The sequence below is a fragment of the Microbacterium sp. BWT-B31 genome (genome assembly GCF_041379855.1).
GTDB lineage: Bacteria > Actinomycetota > Actinomycetes > Actinomycetales > Microbacteriaceae > Microbacterium.
The window spans coordinates 59,733-77,098 of record NZ_JBFECU010000002.1 but is presented as its reverse complement, the minus strand read 5'-3'; the positions used below and the strand labels follow the sequence as shown (position 1 = coordinate 77,098).

At 65.7% G+C, this 17,366-nt stretch carries 16 protein-coding genes and 1 pseudogene; 4 read left to right on the top strand and 13 right to left on the bottom strand.

All coding sequences use genetic code 11. The features are described from left to right. Positions 1-92: 92 nt before the first annotated feature. The 5 genes from AB1K54_RS03035 to pxpA are packed head-to-tail and all read right to left on the bottom strand — an operon-like array spanning position 93 to position 4,349. The gene (locus tag AB1K54_RS03035) at positions 93-1,058 is read right to left on the bottom strand and encodes a biotin-dependent carboxyltransferase family protein (protein ID WP_371201231.1); all 966 of its coding nucleotides are present in this window, start codon (positions 1,056-1,058) and stop codon (positions 93-95) included. Next, a complete protein-coding gene (locus tag AB1K54_RS03030; RefSeq protein WP_371201230.1) occupies positions 1,048-1,941 on the bottom strand; it encodes an allophanate hydrolase subunit 1 in 894 nt (297 codons plus the stop codon). The genes AB1K54_RS03035 and AB1K54_RS03030 overlap by 11 nt, the downstream gene beginning before the upstream one ends. After that, positions 1,938-3,293, bottom strand: coding sequence for an acetyl/propionyl/methylcrotonyl-CoA carboxylase subunit alpha (locus AB1K54_RS03025; protein ID WP_371201229.1), 1,356 nt, complete (start codon positions 3,291-3,293; stop codon positions 1,938-1,940). The genes AB1K54_RS03030 and AB1K54_RS03025 overlap by 4 nt, the downstream gene beginning before the upstream one ends. A 34-nt stretch (positions 3,294-3,327) precedes the next feature. Then, positions 3,328-3,564 carry an acetyl-CoA carboxylase gene (locus tag AB1K54_RS03020; RefSeq protein ID WP_371201228.1) on the bottom strand — a complete coding sequence of 79 codons (237 nt, stop codon included), beginning with the start codon at positions 3,562-3,564 and terminating at the stop codon, positions 3,328-3,330. Positions 3,565-3,614: 50 nt separating this feature from the next. Further along, positions 3,615-4,349 carry a 5-oxoprolinase subunit PxpA gene (pxpA, locus tag AB1K54_RS03015; protein WP_371201227.1) on the bottom strand — a complete coding sequence of 245 codons (735 nt, stop codon included), beginning with the start codon at positions 4,347-4,349 and terminating at the stop codon, positions 3,615-3,617. A gap of 110 nt (positions 4,350-4,459) precedes the next feature. Here pxpA and AB1K54_RS03010 point away from each other — a divergent pair, with 110 nt between their 5' ends. Continuing rightward, entirely contained in the window at positions 4,460-5,926 is a 1,467-nt protein-coding gene (locus AB1K54_RS03010) for a helix-turn-helix domain-containing protein (protein ID WP_371201226.1), read from the top strand. Between the two features lie 38 nt (positions 5,927-5,964). Here AB1K54_RS03010 and AB1K54_RS03005 read toward each other — a convergent pair whose 3' ends face one another. From AB1K54_RS03005 to AB1K54_RS02975, 7 genes and pseudogenes are all read right to left on the bottom strand, one after another. Then, complete coding sequence (locus AB1K54_RS03005; protein ID WP_371201225.1) at positions 5,965-7,338, bottom strand: cytosine permease; 1,374 nt, start codon at positions 7,336-7,338, stop codon at positions 5,965-5,967. 242 nt (positions 7,339-7,580) lie between these two features. Next, positions 7,581-7,670, bottom strand: a pseudogene (locus AB1K54_RS03000) (IS982 family transposase); the annotation flags it as partial. A 208-nt stretch (positions 7,671-7,878) separates the two neighbouring features. Then, the gene (locus AB1K54_RS02995; RefSeq protein WP_371201224.1) at positions 7,879-8,664 is read right to left on the bottom strand and encodes an enoyl-CoA hydratase/isomerase family protein; all 786 of its coding nucleotides are present in this window, start codon (positions 8,662-8,664) and stop codon (positions 7,879-7,881) included. Positions 8,665-8,683: 19 nt separating this feature from the next. Next, positions 8,684-9,301: a PaaI family thioesterase gene (locus tag AB1K54_RS02990; protein WP_371201223.1), complete on the bottom strand. Its 618-nt coding sequence runs from the start codon at positions 9,299-9,301 to the stop codon at positions 8,684-8,686. Further along, complete coding sequence (locus tag AB1K54_RS02985) at positions 9,298-10,131, bottom strand: enoyl-CoA hydratase (protein WP_371201222.1); 834 nt, start codon at positions 10,129-10,131, stop codon at positions 9,298-9,300. Before AB1K54_RS02985 ends, AB1K54_RS02990 begins: the two co-directional genes overlap by 4 nt. Positions 10,132-10,197: 66 nt before the next feature. Next, on the bottom strand, positions 10,198-11,448 hold the full coding sequence (locus tag AB1K54_RS02980) for an acyl-CoA dehydrogenase family protein (RefSeq protein ID WP_371201221.1): 1,251 nt from the start codon (positions 11,446-11,448) through the stop codon (positions 10,198-10,200). After that, complete coding sequence (locus tag AB1K54_RS02975) at positions 11,382-11,885, bottom strand: cupin domain-containing protein (protein ID WP_371201220.1); 504 nt, start codon at positions 11,883-11,885, stop codon at positions 11,382-11,384. Before AB1K54_RS02975 ends, AB1K54_RS02980 begins: the two co-directional genes overlap by 67 nt. A 340-nt stretch (positions 11,886-12,225) precedes the next feature. Here AB1K54_RS02975 and AB1K54_RS02970 point away from each other — a divergent pair, with 340 nt between their 5' ends. The 3 genes from AB1K54_RS02970 to AB1K54_RS02960 all read left to right on the top strand — a co-directional run bounded on the left by AB1K54_RS02970 (position 12,226) and on the right by AB1K54_RS02960 (position 15,927). Continuing rightward, complete coding sequence (locus tag AB1K54_RS02970) at positions 12,226-12,966, top strand: SDR family NAD(P)-dependent oxidoreductase (RefSeq protein ID WP_371201219.1); 741 nt, start codon at positions 12,226-12,228, stop codon at positions 12,964-12,966. A 60-nt stretch (positions 12,967-13,026) separates the two neighbouring features. Then, complete coding sequence (locus AB1K54_RS02965) at positions 13,027-14,187, top strand: TetR/AcrR family transcriptional regulator (RefSeq protein WP_371201218.1); 1,161 nt, start codon at positions 13,027-13,029, stop codon at positions 14,185-14,187. Positions 14,188-14,406: 219 nt separating this feature from the next. Continuing rightward, positions 14,407-15,927 carry a class I adenylate-forming enzyme family protein gene (locus tag AB1K54_RS02960; RefSeq protein WP_371201217.1) on the top strand — a complete coding sequence of 507 codons (1,521 nt, stop codon included), beginning with the start codon at positions 14,407-14,409 and terminating at the stop codon, positions 15,925-15,927. Between the two features lie 458 nt (positions 15,928-16,385). On the opposite strand, the gene nrdF is transcribed toward AB1K54_RS02960, so the two are convergent. Next, complete coding sequence (gene nrdF, locus AB1K54_RS02955) at positions 16,386-17,363, bottom strand: class 1b ribonucleoside-diphosphate reductase subunit beta (RefSeq protein ID WP_371201216.1); 978 nt, start codon at positions 17,361-17,363, stop codon at positions 16,386-16,388. Between the last annotated feature and the right edge of the window lie 3 nt (positions 17,364-17,366).

Genomic DNA, 17,366 nt, shown 5'->3' with positions numbered 1-17,366 from the left:
GTCAGAAGAGCACCTCTCTGGACGAGCCCTGCCCTGATGTGACGCATCCCGCCGGATCCACCGTCAGTGCATTCGCGAGCCGTCGCACTCGTTCACGACCAGACTCGATCGAATCGCGCACGTCGCTCGGCTCGCGCGTTGAGCGCTTCCTCCATCGTGACCGGGACGAAGCGGACCTTCACACCCGGCGCCATTCTCGCGAAGAGGTCCATGTCCGCGCTGATCACGGTGCACGCCTGAGCGTATCCGCCGCCGGAGACCGCGTCGTAGTGCAGCACGATCGGCTGCGTGCCACCCGGGATCTGGATCGAGCCGACGGGATACCCCGCGTCTGTGATGTTCGACGGATCCTGTCCCGCCCCGAAAGGCTGCGGCTCGTCCCGCCACGGCGCTCCAGGACCGTCGAAACGGAGACCCATCCGGTCAGCGACGGGCGTGAGCGTCCACTCGGCGCCGGTGAGATTGGCCAGCCCCTCCGCCGTCAGCTTATGGTCGTACAGCCCCAGCATGACCCGCACCGCGAACGTCCGCGGGTACTCGGGAAGCCATTCTTCGGGCACGGCGTCGAGCCGCGGCAGCGCCTCGACGCCGCGTGCGCCCACCGGCACCACATCACCGGCCTGGAGGGCGCGGCCCTCCAGGCCGCCGATGCGACCGATCGGATAGGTCGAACGGGAGCCGAGCGCCATCGGCACATCGATGCCGCCGGCGATTCCGATGAAGAACTTCGTCCCGCCCTGGATCACCCCGAAAGAGAGCTCGTCGCCCGCGCGCAGTTCGACGCGCGTGTTCTGCGCGAACGGCTCACTGTTGACGAGCACCGGAACCGGTGCGCCGGTGACCGCGACCACCGTGTCGGCGTCGGTCGTGAGCTTCGGACCGAGATAGGTGCACTCGAGCACGGCGGCATCCGGTGTGTTTCCGACGAGCCGGTTCGCGAGCGTCGCCGCGTACTGGTCCATCGCGCCGCCCTGCGGGATGCCGTAGCGGTAGTAGCCGAACCGGCCGCGGTCTTGCACCGTCGTCGCCAGCCCCGGGGTGATGATCTCAAGCGACATCGAGCGCCTCCAGTAGGATCTGGTTGTAGCCGTCAGGGTCGGCGAGTGCCTCCGCGAGCGAGAAGTCGACCGGTGCTTGCTTGTAGCGGTAGCTCCCCGCCTCGACTGCGGCTTCGATCTCGCGGTACTCGGCTTCGTCGATCGGGCGGTACTTCACGATGTCGCCGGTTCGGAACAGCACCGAGAAGTCGGCGAAGTCGGCAAGGCGCTGCTCAGGGTCGTAGATCGGCGTCGGTGTGATCCCGAGCATCTGGTAGCCGCCCGCACCACGCACGGAGTAGTGCGCCGTGAAGCAGCCGCCGATCCCGATCGTGAGCGGAGGCGTGTCGGTGCGCGGGCTCAGGTACTTCGGCACCTGAAGCTGCCGCTCGCGCGGAGCGAGCTGATAGAGGAACGGCAGGCCGGCGACGAAGCCGACCATCGAGACCAGCCACGGGGTCTCGTAGTGACGGCGGATGAACTCCACGGCATCGGCGAGCCCGTTGATCTCGGCCGCGTAGTCGAGGTCGCTCCCCGACGGACGCTGATGGAATCCCTCGCGGAACCGCGCCTCGACCTCGCTCGTGTACGGGTCGTCGTACCAGACCGGCACCTCGATGATGCGGGTCTCGAGCACTCCGCCCGCGGTTCTGCGGACCTCGGACTCCAGCTCGCGGACGATGGCCTCGATCTCGGTGTGTGCGAGTCGATCCGGATCGAAGCGGATGAGCAGCGATGCGTTGGCCGGACAGATGTCGATGATCCCGGTGAGCGCACGGTGCTCGAGATCGATGGCGATCGAGTTCGAGACGAAGTTCGCCTCGAGCGACATGTCGGGGGCGATCTCGACCACGAGAAACTCGTCGCCTCCCCAGGTGTACCGTGCGTGCGATGGCAGTGTCATGCCGGCGCCCCCTTCAGGTCTGAGACGGACTCGATGTACGTCGTGTAGTGCGTCGCATTACGGAAGTGCTCGAGGGCGACCAGCCGCCGCATCAGCGGGACGGTCGACTTGATGCCGGTGATCTCCGTCTCGTCGAGGGCGCGCACCGCCCTGGCCAGAGCCCGCTCCCGATCGGTGTCCCACACGATGAGCTTGCCGAGCAGCGAGTCGTAGAACGGAGCGATCACCTGGCCCGCGGAGAAGCCGAAGTCCGCCCGAACACCGGGACCTCCCGCCACCTCCAGAGTCTGGATTCGTCCTGGGCTCGGCATGAAGTTGTCGTCGGGGTCCTCGGCGTTGATGCGGAACTCGAAGGCGTGCCCGGCCAAGTCGATGTCCTCCTGCTGGTAGCCGAGCTTCTCCCCCGCCGCGATGCGCAGTTGCTCACGGACCAGATCGATGCCCGAGATGACCTCGCTGATCGGATGCTCGACCTGCAGGCGCGTGTTCATCTCGATGAAAGCCACCTCATGTCGCTCCGGGTCGTAAAGGAACTCCACCGTGCCCGCTCCGGTGTATTCGCTTTGGCGCGCCAGCTCGACCGCCGTCGCGCGCATCTGCTCGCGAACACCGTCGGGGATACCCGGCGCCGGCGCCTCCTCGATGACCTTCTGCTGGCGTCTCTGCATGGAGCAGTCCCGGTCGCCGAGATGCACCCAGTTCTCGCCGTCGCCGAGGATCTGCACCTCGACGTGCCGGGCGCGATCGACGAAGCGTTCGAAGTAGACCTCATCGGATCTGAAGGCGGCGAGCGCCTCCGCCTGTGCGACCTCGACGATCCGACGAACCTCGTCGCGAGTGTCGATCCGGCGGATGCCCCGCCCTCCGCCGCCGGCCGACGCCTTCACGAGCAGCGGGTAGCCGATCCGATCGGCGATGGCCTCGATGTCGGCGGTCGTGTCGAGGACGCCATCGGTGCCGGTGAGCACCGGCACACCCGCAGCGATCGCCGCCTGGCGGGCGCGGGACTTGTCGCCCATCAGCTCGATCGATGCGGGGTCGGGCCCGACCCACACGATTCCCGCGGCCTGCACCTTGCGGGCGAAGACGGCGTTCTCCGAGAGGAAGCCGTATCCGGGGTGGATCGCGTCCGCGCCTGTTCGTGCCGCCGCGTCCAGGATCGCCTCGTGATTGAGATAGCTCAGCCGGGCGGGGGCGGGACCGATGACGACCGCCTCATCGGCGAGCCGCTCGGCGTTCGAGCCGCGATCCGCCTCGCTCAGGACGGCGACGGTGACGATCCCCAGCTCCTTGGCGGAGCGGATGATCCGGACGGCGATCTCGCCACGGTTCGCGATCAACAGCTTCTTCACTCGTGCGCTCCTCACACTGCTCCCAGCCCGCGGCTCAGTCGATCGTCGCGATCACGTCGCCCGGGCCGACCATGCCGGAGTCCTCCGCGTGGAACGCGGTGAGCACGCCCGCCGCCTCGGCGCGCACCTCGGTGAACTGCTTCATGATCTCGACGACGCCGATGGTCTGTCCGGCCTCGATCGTGTCACCGACCTCCACGAAGGGCGCCTTGTCGGGTGCGGGTCGGCGATAGAAGATGCCGGGAATGGCTGCGGTGATTTCGGTGCTCACGGATGGATTCGCTTCCTTGTGATGGGACTGGAGGCAGGTCGTCGGCTTGGTCAAGCCACGAGGGCGGCGCGGACGGCGGATGCGACCTCGACGGCGTTCGCCGTGTCCGAGTGCACGCAGACGCTGCCGAAGTCGACGGGGAGTACGGCGCCGTCGTCGGCCAGAATGGTTCCGGTCTCGATCGCGCGGCGCACGCGCTCGGCCGCCGCGGTCGGGTCGGTCGCGTGTGGCTGCCGGAGGATGATGAGTCGCCCCTGCGCGTCGTAGTCGAGATCGACGTAGAGCTCTCCGACGAACTCCACACCCTCGCTCTGCGCGACGAGCTGGTGCTGGGAACCGGCGAGCCCATAGACCGCAACGCCGTAGTCCCTCGCCACCCGGGTGGCCGCGCGCATCAGCTCCGGCTCGCGAGCCAGCATCCCGTACAGCGAACCGTGCGGCTTGATGTGGCTCAGCGCCACGCCATGTTTGCGGAGGAATCCGGTGAGCGCACCCACCTGGTAGCGGATCAGGCTCTCGACCTCGTCCGCAGACAGCTTCATCTCTCGTCGACCGAATCCGACGAGATCCGGCAGCCCGGGGTGGGCACCGACTCCGACGCCATGCTGCTTGGCCAGAGCGACCGTCTCGTCCATCGTGGCGGGGTCTCCGGAGTGGAAACCGCAGGCCAGGTTCGCCACATCGATGAGCGGCATCAGAGCGGCATCGTTGCCGAAGGAATGCAGTCCCAGCGCTTCGCCCACATCGGAGTTGACCGAGACTGTGCCACGTCGTCGTGTACTCATACTTCGAAACTACGCGCCTCAATACCTGCATTTCATAGTGCACTTGCCATATGTCTGGGTGATAATTCTTGCATCCGCAAAACGCATGTCATCGTGAGGACGGAGTCACCATGAGGGTCGTCGACCTGCTTGCCGAACCGACGTTGAGCCTTCGACTCGAGACGCCGAGCAAGCCACGGCGCATGGAACGGAAGATCGTCAGGTGCGCACCCACGGAGCACCTCGACCCCACCCCGTTCCTCGACCCCGATGTGCTGCTGCTCACCTCTGGAATCGGGATGAACTTCACCGAACAGAGCATCTGGGACGGTTACGTCGAACGGCTGACCCGGGTTCCCGTCGCCGCGCTCGCGTTCGCGGTCGGGGCAGCCCATCAGACTCTGCCGGAGGGGCTCGTCGCCGCCTGCGCCGAACACGACCTTCCCCTCCTGGCGGTGCCAGCCACCGTGCCGCTGCTGAAGATCAACCAGCACGTCGAGAACATGCTTCAGGCCGAGCGCATCGCCGTGATCGATCGCAGCTGGTCACTGGCGGACGAGTGCGCCCGCCTCGCCAGCCAGGGCGCCGATATCGCAACCTTGCTCGCGACGATCTACGCCGCCCTCCAGCAGCCGATCGCAGTGTACGACGCCTTCAGCGCGCTCATCGCCCAGTACCCGGAATCGGTCACCTGGCGCACGGACCAGGCTCCGCACCTGCAGGCCGATGTGCTGACGATCACACTCCCCATGGGGCTGCGTCATCCGTGCCTGCTGGCCGTGCGGCTCCTCGGATCGCCAACGGACGTCGAAGCGCTGCTCGCGCCGGTCACCTCGATCCTCGCGCTCCAGCTCAACCGCTCGGTCGCCGTCGATGCCAGCAGTCAGCGCGATATGAAACGGTTCGTCGACCGGTGTGTTGCATGGTCGGAGTTCACCCGAAGCGACATCGCGAACGCCTTCCAGGAGCTCGGTTTGAGCCGTCGCGAGGAGACCTCGCTGATGGTCGCCGACATGAGCGGGGAGCACGCCGCTCTCGCCTGGCAGCTCCGCATCGCTCTGCACGACGGGTTCCACGAGGTCAGGGTGACCGAGATCGACGAGCGCATGATCGCGCTGACGCAGCTGCCTCGCGAGGAGCTCTCCTCCGTCACCGAACGTCTGCTCGACATGGACCCGACCGTGCCCTTCGTCCTGCATCGGCCCTCGCGCACGGTGGACGAGCTACGGATCGCCCTCGTGCACGGCCTGGATCTGGTCCAACACATCTCTGAGCCGCTCCTCGCCCCCACGCTCGGGCTCAGTGCCGTCGTCGCCGCGGCTGCCGGCCGAGGAGCCCGCGAAGCCGCCGAACGGTTCCTCGCACCCTTGATCGCCCACGACGAGCAGCGCGCCACCGAGTTGATGCCCACTCTGCGCACCTGGCTGCGCAACAATGCCCAGCCCTCGCGCACCTGTGAGGACCTGTTCATCCACCGCAACTCGCTGAGCTACCGTCTGCGGCGGATCGAGAGCCTGCTCAGCATCTCGCTCGACACCCTCGACGGCCGCTCAACCTGTCTCATGGCCCTGCGCCTGGTCGAGCTCGAACCCTATTGAGCGAACGCGACCAGGCGCAGGCCGATCGACCATCTGGGCTAGTGGTCGGAGATCGTGGCGATCAGACCTGTGCGGCTCCGGGGGTTGGCCCTCCAGAGGACGGCGTAGATCAGCGCCGCAGAAGAGGCGGTGAGCAGAGGACCCCACGTCGCACCAGCCTCGGCGAACGCAGGATCGATCGCGCCCAGCTGAAGCAGCGCCAGTCCGATCACGGTGGCGACGCTCCACGCGATGAGACCGTTGGCGTTGAGCGCGCGATAGTGATGATCCCCGATCTGCGCATGCTCGTGGTTACGACCACGCCCCAGCACGATGTGCACCACCGCGATCGCGACCCACGCGGTGACCAGCACGCCCTGCCACGCCAGAGCGATCAGCAAGTACTGCACGACCGGCAAGAGCATCAACAGGTAGATGATGGCTGACGAGAGGAGCACCCAGACGATCGTCGGCATCCTCACACGCAGCACACGCTCCCCGAATGCCTGCAGATTCGAATAGCCGAGGAAGTAGTTGGCCGTGTTGATGCGCGTCTGGGTCGAGATGATCACGATGAGGCCCAGCACCCCCATCAGCTTCACGATGCCGCCTGCGACGCCGGTCTCTGAGACCTCCAGCCCGGGAATGGTGAAGGTCAGGAAGATCCCGACGAAGGCCGCGAATCCGTATGCCAGAACGTAGAACAGCGGCCCGAACGTCACCCACTGGTGGAAGCGCACGTCCTTGCGCCTGCCGAGCGCAGCGAAGTCCGTCGTGAACATCATCATGATCCAGATGCCCATGTATCCCGCAAACGTGGCCAACCAGCCGGGTCCACCTGAGGCGAACGCGATCTCCGGTGCGGGATGCGTTGCCCAGGCGTCCGAGGAGCCATAGACCGCGCCCGCCCAGACGACCGCCGCGATCAGCCCGAAGAAGTAGATCGGCATCAGGATCCCGTTGATCTTGTCCAGGAATCTCCGCGCCCCGCCGATCACGAGAGGCGTCGAGTAGGCCACGACGATGAGCGCCCACAACCAGTAGGGTCCTCCGAACGCCTCCTGGAACGCGAACACCACGATCGAACCCTCGAACACCGCGTAGTAGATCGCGATGAGAGCGAAGATCACCATCGCGATCGCCGAACCCGCACGACCCAGGATGGTTCGCGAAAACTGCGCGACGGTCGTGCGGTTCAGGAGCGCGTACTTCGACAGCACCATGTTGATCGCCCCGTAGGCGAGGATCGACAGCACGATCCCGATGAACGCATTCACCGAGCCATAGGCCGAGGCCATCGCGGCGCCGATGTAGACGAAGAAGAACGCGCTCGCCGTGCCGTACCAGGCCATCGCGAGTCGTCTTCGCGACATCTGATCCTGATCGTCGCCCTGACGCGCCAGGGTATCGGTGGCGCTGACGTCGTCATCCACACGGGTTATCTCATTCACGTTCACGGCGATACCTCCATTGGTATTCGGGTGTTTGAGCTTCGCGACCGCCCTTCCGTGGTGACGGCGTCCTCCTCATTGTGAGCAGGACGCCGATCGTGTGACATCGTGCGACTGCTGAAAGATGGGGGAGCAATTTGGGCTGTCGCACACCCGTGTCAGCGTCGGGGCGGGAGTTGACCCCCTCGGTTCGTGCGTTTAGTGGTCCGCGCCCAGTGTGGGCTGGGCCTTGAGGAGTTCGCGCCGAGTTCGTCAGTGACAAACGCCTCGAACTCGCGGCCCGCGAAGACCTTGTCCCCGATGATCACCTGGCCGGGGCTGGATGAGATGCCGCTCGCGGCGCAGCAGCGCTTCGCTGAGGGTGAGTCTGAATCGCCCTCGGTCTCGTTCCGTTCTTGACGTAAGGATGGAAGACGTGGACCAGAGGTGTTCACCCGAGTCGCGTGCGTGCGTTCCAGATGCTCGCGGAGGCGATGCCGCCGAGACCGGACGTTGCCCCCGTCACGATCGCGCTCGTTGGGTTCAGTTCCATCTGGCAGCTTTCCCATCATTGAAGAATCCGTCGATCAGCGCTCTGGTGCGCGCCGTTCGGGTCGCAGCGAGCATGCTCTCGAGTTCACGATCGAGATGCACGTCCAACCCGTCTCCCCACCCGTCGCGCATCAGGCGGCGACAGACGCCCGCGGCTCCCGGGGCTGCGGCTGCAAGTCGGGCCGCGACCTCCGCGGCACGCGATTGCGGGGCGTCGTTCTCGGCGTGTTCGCTCACCAATCCGACGCGGACGGCCTCCTCGATGCCCACCGAATCGGCGGTGAGAGCCATCTGGAGCGCCCGACGTGCTCCGACAACGCGCGGCAGCAGCCAGGACGATCCGCAGTCGACGGTGAGCCCGACGGCGGGGTAGGCGAAGGTGAATCGGGTGGAGGAATCCGCGTACGCCAGGTCGGCGACCAAGCTCAGTCCGAGGCCGCCGCCCGCGACCGCCCCCTGCAACGCGACGATGACCGGCTTGTCTACCTCGTGCAGCGCAAGGATTGCGCGGTGGGCTTCACCGATCAGCACCCGCAGATAGGCTTCGGGATCGTCGGCGTCGCGAATGCTCCGCAGATCTCCGCCGACGCAGAAGCGAGGTCCCGCGCCCTGAAGCACGATCACCGCGACGTCAGCGTCGGCGCCGGCTGCCTCGGAGGCGTCCGCAAGTGCGGTCGCGAGCTCGACCGTGAGCGCGTTGCCGCTCTGCGGCTGGTTCAGCGTGATCGTGGCGACACCGTTCTGCGTCGTGCGGATCACCGCTTCGGGAGCCGTCATCCGTTCCCCTCCGCCACGGTTACGCCTGACCGGGACGCAGCTCGATGAAGAGCGCGTCCGCCTCGGCGCAGACGACTCCGCCGTCGAGGAGCTTTCCGTGCACGAAGCACTTGCGTCCCTCGATCCGGCCGACCGTCGCACGGATGTCCAGACGGCGGCCGATGGGCGTCACCGCCCGAAACGCGACCGATAGTGATGCAGTGCGACACGGCGACACCCCGGCGGCGAGCCGACCGAGCGCCTCGTCGAACGCGGCTGCGACGATCCCGCCATGCGTGGCCCCGTTCACGCCCAGGAAATAGTCGCCGAAGGTCACGGATGCCCGCAGTTCGGCCGGGGTCAACGACTCGACTTGCAGTTCCGGAACCGCCGTGTGCATGCGCTGATCGTCCGCGCCCAGCCCACCGCTGCCGAACGGCCGTCCCTCCTCCGCCACTGCACGGGCGTCGGTGATGCGCCGCATGGCTTCGATCGATCGACGGAGCTCGCGGACCTCCTCCGAACGCGGGTCCGCGCGAGCGAAGGAGTCCAGAAGACCGCGCAGATCTGCGAGCAGCTCCGGATACTCCTCGGTCGCCGTGCCATCGTCCGAGCGCAGTCGGATCCGCATCATGCCGAGGCCATCGATGCTCGTCATCGATTGCCGGCCCCTTTCGACTCCGCGCGAACCATCGCCACGCCCTCGAGATCGACGATTCCTCCCGTACGCGCGACAGTCGCCGCGTGTCCGAGGTTGTGCAGAGCGAGAGCGGACTCCATCGCCACACTCTGCCCCTGTGCGTCAAGCGAACGATTCACGCTCTCCTTGGCGAGGCGAATACCGAAAGGGGACCGGCGGGCGATCCCCTCCGCCATCGCGAGCGCGTACGACAGCGCCTCATCCGCAGTGGGGAGGACGTGATTCACCATGCCGAGACGATGCGCTTCCCCGGCGGTCAGCGGCTGTCCGGCGAACAGCATCTCCTTCGCCTTCCGATGCCCCACCTCCCAGACGTGGGTGAAGTATTCGACACCGTTCACGCCGAACGCCGCGACCGGATCCGAGAATGTCGCGTCTGCGGAGGCGATGATGATGTCCATCGGCCACAGCAGCATGAGCGCTCCGGCGATCGCGCGCCCGTGAGCCACCGCGATCGTCGGTTTGGGCAGATCCCGCCAGCGTCGCGACAGTCCGTAGTACGCCTCGCATTCGAACCCGTAGTGGTTCTCGACGACCCCGGAGCTCACATGACCACCCATGGTCGCCACCGGCGATCCCGGCACGGCGAACTCCGCACTCAGATCATGGCCGGCTGAGAAGTCGGGACCATCGGCGGTCAGCAGGATCACCCGCACCTCAGCGTCGTTCGCGGCGGCGACGAACGCCGCATCAAGCTGGTAGAGCATCTCCGGGTTCTGCGCGTTGCGCTTCTCTGGACGTGCCAGGGCGATCTGTGCGACTCCCGGCATCGGGTCCTCACGCCGCACGTACACCTCTTCGCTAGACATCAATTCCTCCTTGTACAAGACTCTCGGGCGCGACGGACGTGATGCTCAGAGGGCCCTGGCGACCAGCAGCTTCATCACCTCGTTGGACCCGCCGTAGATGCGCTGCACGCGCGCGTCCTGGTAGAGCCTGGCGATCTGGTACTCCCGCATGTAGCCGTAGCCGCCGAAGAACTGCAGACAGCGATCAATCGCGGAGCACTGCAGGTCGGTCGTCCAGTACTTCAACATCGCCGCCGCCGTCGTATCGAGGGTTCCGTCGAGGCTCCGTTCGATGCAGGAATCCAGGAACACCCGCGCGACGTGGGCTTCGGTCGCGACCTCCGCGAGGGTGAACTGCGTGTTCTGCAGGTCCCAGATCGTCCCACCGAACGCCTCGCGCTCCTTCGTGTATCGCGTCGTCAGCGACAGCGCGAGCTCCGTGATCGCGACGGCGCTCATCCCCACGAAGAGCCTCTCCTGCGGCAACTGCGCCATCATCTGCGCGAACCCCTGGCCCTCGGTCGCGCCGAGGAGGTTCGAGACCGGAACACGAACGCCCTCGAAGGTCAGCTCGGAGGTGTCTGCGGAGAGCTGGCCGATCTTGTCCAGGTTGCGACCGCGCGAGAAACCCGGGCGGTCGGCCTCGACCAGTAACATCGAGATTCCTCGCGCACCCGTGCCTGGTCCAGTCTTCACTGCGGTGATGAACAGGTCGGCCTGTTGCCCGTTGCTGATGAAGATCTTTGAGCCATCGATCACGTACTCGTCGCCGTCTCGCACCGCACGGGTCCGGATGTTCTTCAGATCGGAACCAGCGGCCGGCTCCGTCATCGCGATCGCACCCACGACCTCCCCCGAAGCCATCCGCGGCAGCCAGGTTCTCTTCTGATCCTCGGTACCGTACGCCACGAGATAGTGCGCCACGATGCCACTGTGGGCGGCGTTCACCCAGGACAGATCGCCGCTGTGTGACTGCGCCTCGACGACGGCGAGATCGTGCTCGATCGTTCCACCTCCCCCGCCGTACTCCTCGGGCACGGAGCAGCACAAGAGACCGAGCTCGCCAGCCTCGAGCCAGACCTCTCGATCGACCATGTGCTGCTTCTCGTACTTCTCGCGGTTCGCGACGAGCGTCCGCTCGAAGAAGTCGGCGGCCACTTCGTACAGCGCCTCGGTGACCTCGTCACGCCAGCCTGATCGATAACCCTCGATTGCGGTGGTCGGCTTCATCAGTTTGGTTGCCTCGGTGTTCAGGATCGCTCGGCGCCGTGGATGACGAAGAGCATGGTGCAGTCGCGATCGGATCGGTTCTGCCACGCGTGGGTGGTGCCGTGCTGGACGACGACCGTGCCCGGCGTGATCAGTCGCTCCTCATCATGGTCGAGGACCAGATAGACCTCGCCGTCGAGGCAGATTCCGTAGTCCACGGTGTCGGTCGTGTGGAAGCCGGGACGCTCCTGGTCGAAGGCATCCTGCAGGCCCTCCTGCCCCTCCGAGGCAGAGGCGTCCGCGATTCCCGGGTGCAGGACGCATTGCACGGCGCGGACGCCGCCCGGGCCGGGGTAGAACGGCTCGCTGACCATGGCCGGCGATCCGGAGCCGGCCCCCACGACTGGGACATCGTTCGTGCCCCACAGGTTGTAGATGTCGAGTTCGGGGCTCTCGGTCGAAGCGATCGGCTCGTCGTCGACGAAGACGGACGTGCCGTGCGCGTCGACGTCGGTGACGATGCGCCTCAGAGTGATGGTCGACATGACTGCTCCTTTGCGGTTCCGGTGTCGGAGATGAGGCGATGTATGCGCCCCACACTGTCGTGGGCGACATCGCCCGAACACGACTGAGCTTACGCATCATTTACATAACTGACAAGCGCTTCCGCGAAGAAGCGCCGGTGCGTGCGCGACCGGAGGGTTCGTCCCGACACCAGACCTGACGGTGATCCGCACGACGACAGGAGAGAAATCATTGAATTTCCCGGCATTTCGAGCGTACGATCCCGTCGAGGGGCCTACTCGGCCGCAATTGCGGGTGAGGTTCGACTCGGAGATGAGGCGACACCATTGACGGCCCTGCCTAATGAAACGGAGATTCCTCATGACTGAACGAAGAGTTGCAATCGTCACCGGTGCAGCGGGTGGCCTCGGCCGTGAGTGCGCCCGGGTTCTCGCTGACGACGGCTACGCCGTGTTCCTGCTCGACCGCAACGCCGAAGGCCTCCAGCGGGTCGCGGACGAGCTCGCCGCGGCGGGGGCAGCCGTGGACTTCGAGACCTGCGATCTGACGGACGCGGACGATGTGGCGCGCGCGATCGATGCGCACAGCCGACTCGGCTCCCTCGGCGCGCTGATCAACGTCGCCGGCGTCTGGGCCGGCGGCACGGTCCTCGATGTCTCCGTCGACGAGTGGGATCAGATGCTCGGGGTGAAACTCAGGGGCGACTTTCTCACGACGAAAGCGGCAGTGCCGTGGCTTCGGGATGCTGGCGGCGGAGCGATCGTCAACATCAGTTCGATGTCCGGTCGCACGAAGTCGGTGCAGACCTCCCCAGCGTACGTATCCGCGAACGCCGGCATCATCGGACTCACCATGAGCACGGCGAATCAGCACGCGAAGGACGGTATTCGCGTGAACGCCATCGCCCCAGGCATGATCCGCACTCCCATGCTCGACAACTACACCGAAGCGCAGCTCGAGGCGATCCGCCAGTCGATTCCGCTCGGGTTCATCGCCGAACCATCGCAGATCGCCTCCGTCGTCAGCTTCCTCGTCTCGGACAAGGCGGCGTACATCACCGGGGAGACGATCAACGCCAACGGGGGAATGTTCATGATGTGAGATGCCCGACCAGCTGAGGGCCAAGGGCCCCGAGGCCCTCAGCTGGCTAGGATCGGTACCGTGACTTCCCTCGCCGGCCCGAAGCGGCGTCCAGCGGGACGCAAGCAGGACATCCTGTCGGCCGCCAGGTCGCTGTTCGTCGAACGCGGCTATCCGAGTGTCACGATGGCGATGATCGCCGACCGCGTCGGCATCACAGCCGGCGCGCTGTACCGCCACCATCGAAGCAAGTCCGAGTTGCTCGTGCGGGTCTTTGAGGAGAGCTTCCGTCACCTGACGCGCCCGTTGCCCGCCGAGAGCCTCGAGGACGCCTTCGACAACCTGCTCTCCCTCGAGGTCGCAAGCTCTTCCGTGGCCGAGCTGTGGCGACGTGAAGCCCGGTATCTGCCCCAGGAACCGCGTGACGCCATTCTCGCGGCCCTATTTGCTTGGGTCGGTCAGTGCGAGCAGTTGATCCGAAGCGCGCGGCCCGAGCTGTCATCCGCCCAGGTCAGCCTGCTGTCATGGGCGCTGCAGTCCGTGCTCGTGATGCCCGCGAGCGTCGCGCAGGGTGTCGCGAAGGAGACCGTCGACAACTGTCGTTACGGCTCCCTGCACGCGATCGAGCGGACAGACCTCGAGCCGATGTCGGTTGGACCGACCACGCAAGACGAAGCGTGTTTCTCGGTGCGCTCCACCCGCGAACGGCTCCTTCTGTCCGCGATCTCGCGATTCGGCGAGAACGGCTTCCGGGACACGTCGATGACAGAGATCGGTGCAGACGTCGGCGTCACCGGGCCCAATCTCTACCAGTACTTCTCCAGCAAAGCAGACCTCTTTCAGGCTGCGTACGCGCGCTGCGCGAGCACGGCCTGGACGCTGCTCGGTCAAGCTGCGTCGCGAGCCGCTTCACCGGAGCAGATCGTCCGTTCCCTCGTCGTGGAGCACGTGCGACTTGGTCGGCTGTGGGCACAGACGCGGTTCGGGCCGTTCGGCAATGACGACGTGAACGCATTCGTTCATCGGGAGCGCGCGGAATACGTATCGGAGTGGGTTCACACCGTTCAGGCGGCCCGCCCCGCTCTCGATCGCGGTGCGGCCCAAGTGCGCGTGCAGATCGCGCTTACGCTGATCGACGACATGCTCAGCACGCGCTTCCTCGCTCGGCAACAGGGTTTCGCCGAGAACCTCGCGAGCATCGCATCCGCCGTGCTGCTGGACGACCTCGACGACGCGCGCTGAATCACCGTCCCGAACTCTCCCCCTGCCAGATGCCGCAGGGGGCGGCTAAATCGAAACCCGCTTAGTCGGACCGAGACCCCTTGATTTTCGCGCGTTCATTGACATGCGATCCCCTCACGGTTAACCTCAACGTGGTTAGTCAGTGTTTACATACGCGCAGTGTTGCGGCGGCCCGAGTTCGGATCGACACGACATCGCAAGCTATGTCGAGGAGAAACGATGTCGTTCACTCAGCCTCTGCGGCGCAGAGCCCAAACCGACCCGAGCGCGGCGTTCACGATCTATCGGGATCGCGTCACGAGCACGGCAGACATGGTCGATCGGGTGTCCCGGATCGCGGGATGGATGCGCGCGCAGGGGATGCGCTCCGATGACCGCGTCGCCATCATCGACGTCAACACCGACTACTTCTTCCAGGCCGCCTACGCGATCGCCTGGGCGGACGGGATCCTGGTGCCTGTGAACTACCGCTGGTCGGTGGCCGAGATCGTCGCCTCGCTCGAGGAGGCGGGGGTCGAGATCGTCATCGTGGGCGACAGCTTCCGCGCGCTCGTGCCGGCCCTCAGGGAAGCCATGCCATCGCTGCGCCTGTTTGCCCACCTGGGAGACGAGGAGACCCCCGACGGAGTCGTCGAACCGGACACCATCTTGCAGGCAGAATCGGTGCCGGATGCGGAAAGGGGCGGAATGCGCGTCTTCGGCCTGTTCTACACCGGCGGCACCACGGGCGCCTCGAAGGGCGTCGCTCTGACGCACACCGGCATCGAGACCTCGGCGATCGGCACCATCATCATGGCGGGTTTCAATCGCGGTGGCGCGCACATGGCGGTGGCACCGCAGTTCCACATGGGCGGACTCTCCGGCTCGATCTGGGCCGTCCTGCTGGAACAGACGCTGGTCCTGGTCGACCAGTTCGACCCTCTCGAGGCGATGCGGCTCATTGAGAAGCGTCGCGTGACCACCACGATGCTCGTGCCGACGATGATCCAGCGCCTGGTCGACCACCCCGAGCGACCGTCGCACGACCTCGGCTCGCTGACGCATCTGTTCTACGGCGCCTCGCCCATCAACGAGGCGCTGCTCGACCGCATCCGTGCCGCCCTGCCCAGCCTGGCACTCGTGCAGGCCTACGGTCAGACCGAGCTCTCCCCGACCTGCTCGATCCTGAACGACGAAGATCACAACCATCCGCAACGCCGCAAGGGCCAGGGCAGGGTAGCGATCCACGCGCGGATCAAGATCGTCGACGAGAACGGCGATGAGGTGATGCCAGGTCAGGTGGGCGAGATCTGCTCGAAAGGTGACCACGTGATGCTCCGCTACTGGAACAAGCCAGAGCAGACGGCCGAGGCGCTGCAGGACGGCTGGATGCATACCGGCGACGGGGGCTACCTGGACGAAGACGGTTACCTCTACCTCGTGGATCGCCTCAAGGACATGATCATCAGCGGCGGAGAGAACGTGTTCTCCGTCGAGGTCGAAAACGCGGTGGCGAAGCACCCATCGGTGCAGCAGTGCGCGGTGATCGGCTTACCCGACGACGAGTGGGGCGAACGCGTGCATGCGGTGGTGCAGTTGCGTCCCGGTGCGCCGGCACCCACCGCGGCCGAGCTACGCGAGTTCTGCAAGCAGCGCATCGCAGGCTACAAGGCTCCGCGCACGGTGGAGATCGTCGACCGCTGGCCTCTCTCCGCCACAGGGAAGATCCTGAAACGGGATCTTCGCGCCCAGCAGCAATAGTGAGACGAACGATGCGCACCGCATACGTCGCAGGCTATGCGCGCACTCCTTCGTCGAGTACCTGAGCGCCTTCGCAAACGAGCGGTCGACGGCCCTCGGCAGTCATACGAGCTCCGCAGCGATGCGTCGCGCAAAGGCACCACCCGAGCGCGTCGATAGGGCAATCGGTGGACAGGTACTGCAGGGCGGAGTCGGCGGGGGTCGGCGCGACAAGCAGCCTGCAGCATCGGTCTCATCGCTGAGCCGCGTCGACCCGGATCCGGCCCAGCCCGCGGCGGTCGAGATCAACGAGGCCTTCGCCGCCGTTGCGCTGCAGTCGAGCCGCGAGTTGGGCCTCGACAAGTTTTCCGTCCTCCTCTGTTCATCGGGGGGGTGGCGCGAAAAGAGGCCCGCAACTGCAGAAACATGCAGTTCCGGGCCTCCCGACAGCGCCTGCGGGGCCGGGCTGAGTCAGCGACTCAGAAGTCCCAATCCTCGTCCTCGGTGGCGACCGCCTTGCCGATCACGTACGACGAGCCCGAACCCGAGAAGAAGTCGTGGTTCTCGTCGGCGTTCGGCGAGAGCGCCGAGAGGATCGCGGGGTTCACGTTGGTGACCGTCGACGGGAACATCGCCTCGTAGCCGAGGTTCATGAGGGCCTTGTTGGCGTTGTAGTGCAGGAACTTCTTGACGTCCTCGGTGAGCCCGATGCCGTCGTAAAGATCCTGCGTGTACTGCACCTCGTTGTCGTACAACTCGTACAGCAGCGAGAACGTGTAGTCCTTGATCTCGTCGCGCTTGGCGTCGTCGAGCCGCTCGAGTCCCTTCTGGAACTTGTAGCCGATGTAGTAGCCGTGCACGGCCTCGTCGCGGATGATGAGGCGGATGATGTCGGCCGTGTTGGTGAGCTTCGCCTTCGACGACCAGTACAGCGGCAGGTAGAAGCCCGAGTAGAACAGGAACGACTCGAGCAGCGTCGAGGCGACCTTGCGCTTGAGGGGCTCGTCACCGCGGTAGTACTCCATGACGATGTGTGCCTTGCGCTGCAGGTTCTCGTTCTCGAGCGACCAGCGGAACGCGTCGTCGATCTCGGGCGTCGAGCACAGCGTCGAGAAGATCGACGAGTAGCTCTTCGCATGCACCGACTCCATGAACGCGATGTTGGTGTAGACCGCCTCTTCGTGCGGGGTGATCGCGTCGGGGATCAGCGACACCGCCCCGACGGTGCCCTGGATCGTGTCGAGCAGGGTGAGGCCGGTGAACACGCGCATCGTCGTCTGCTGCTCCTGCGGGGTGAGCGTCGCCCACGACTGCACGTCGTTCGACAGCGGAACCTTCTCGGGCAGCCAGAAGTTGTTCACCAGGCGGTTCCAGACGTCGAGGTCCTTGTCGTCCTGGATGCGGTTCCAGTTGATCGCCTGCACCTGGTCGAGCAGCTGGAGCTTGGGTGCGTTCATGTC

Bases quoted from the DNA above. Each gene is read 5' to 3' on its own strand.
- AB1K54_RS03035 (WP_371201231.1), bottom strand. From the start codon at position 1,058: ATGTCGCTTGAGATCATCACCCCGGGGCTGGCGACGACGGTGCAAGAC.
- AB1K54_RS03030 (WP_371201230.1), bottom strand. From the start codon at position 1,941: ATGACACTGCCATCGCACGCACGGTACACCTGGGGAGGCGACGAGTTT.
- pxpA (WP_371201227.1), bottom strand. From the start codon at position 4,349: ATGAGTACACGACGACGTGGCACAGTCTCGGTCAACTCCGATGTGGGC.
- AB1K54_RS03010 (WP_371201226.1), top strand. From the start codon at position 4,460: ATGAGGGTCGTCGACCTGCTTGCCGAACCGACGTTGAGCCTTCGACTC.
- AB1K54_RS02995 (WP_371201224.1), bottom strand. From the start codon at position 8,664: ATGACGGCTCCCGAAGCGGTGATCCGCACGACGCAGAACGGTGTCGCC.
- AB1K54_RS02990 (WP_371201223.1), bottom strand. From the start codon at position 9,301: ATGACGAGCATCGATGGCCTCGGCATGATGCGGATCCGACTGCGCTCG.
- AB1K54_RS02975 (WP_371201220.1), bottom strand. From the start codon at position 11,885: ATGTCGACCATCACTCTGAGGCGCATCGTCACCGACGTCGACGCGCAC.
- AB1K54_RS02970 (WP_371201219.1), top strand. From the start codon at position 12,226: ATGACTGAACGAAGAGTTGCAATCGTCACCGGTGCAGCGGGTGGCCTC.
- AB1K54_RS02960 (WP_371201217.1), top strand. From the start codon at position 14,407: ATGTCGTTCACTCAGCCTCTGCGGCGCAGAGCCCAAACCGACCCGAGC.
- nrdF (WP_371201216.1), bottom strand. From the start codon at position 17,363: ATGAACGCACCCAAGCTCCAGCTGCTCGACCAGGTGCAGGCGATCAAC.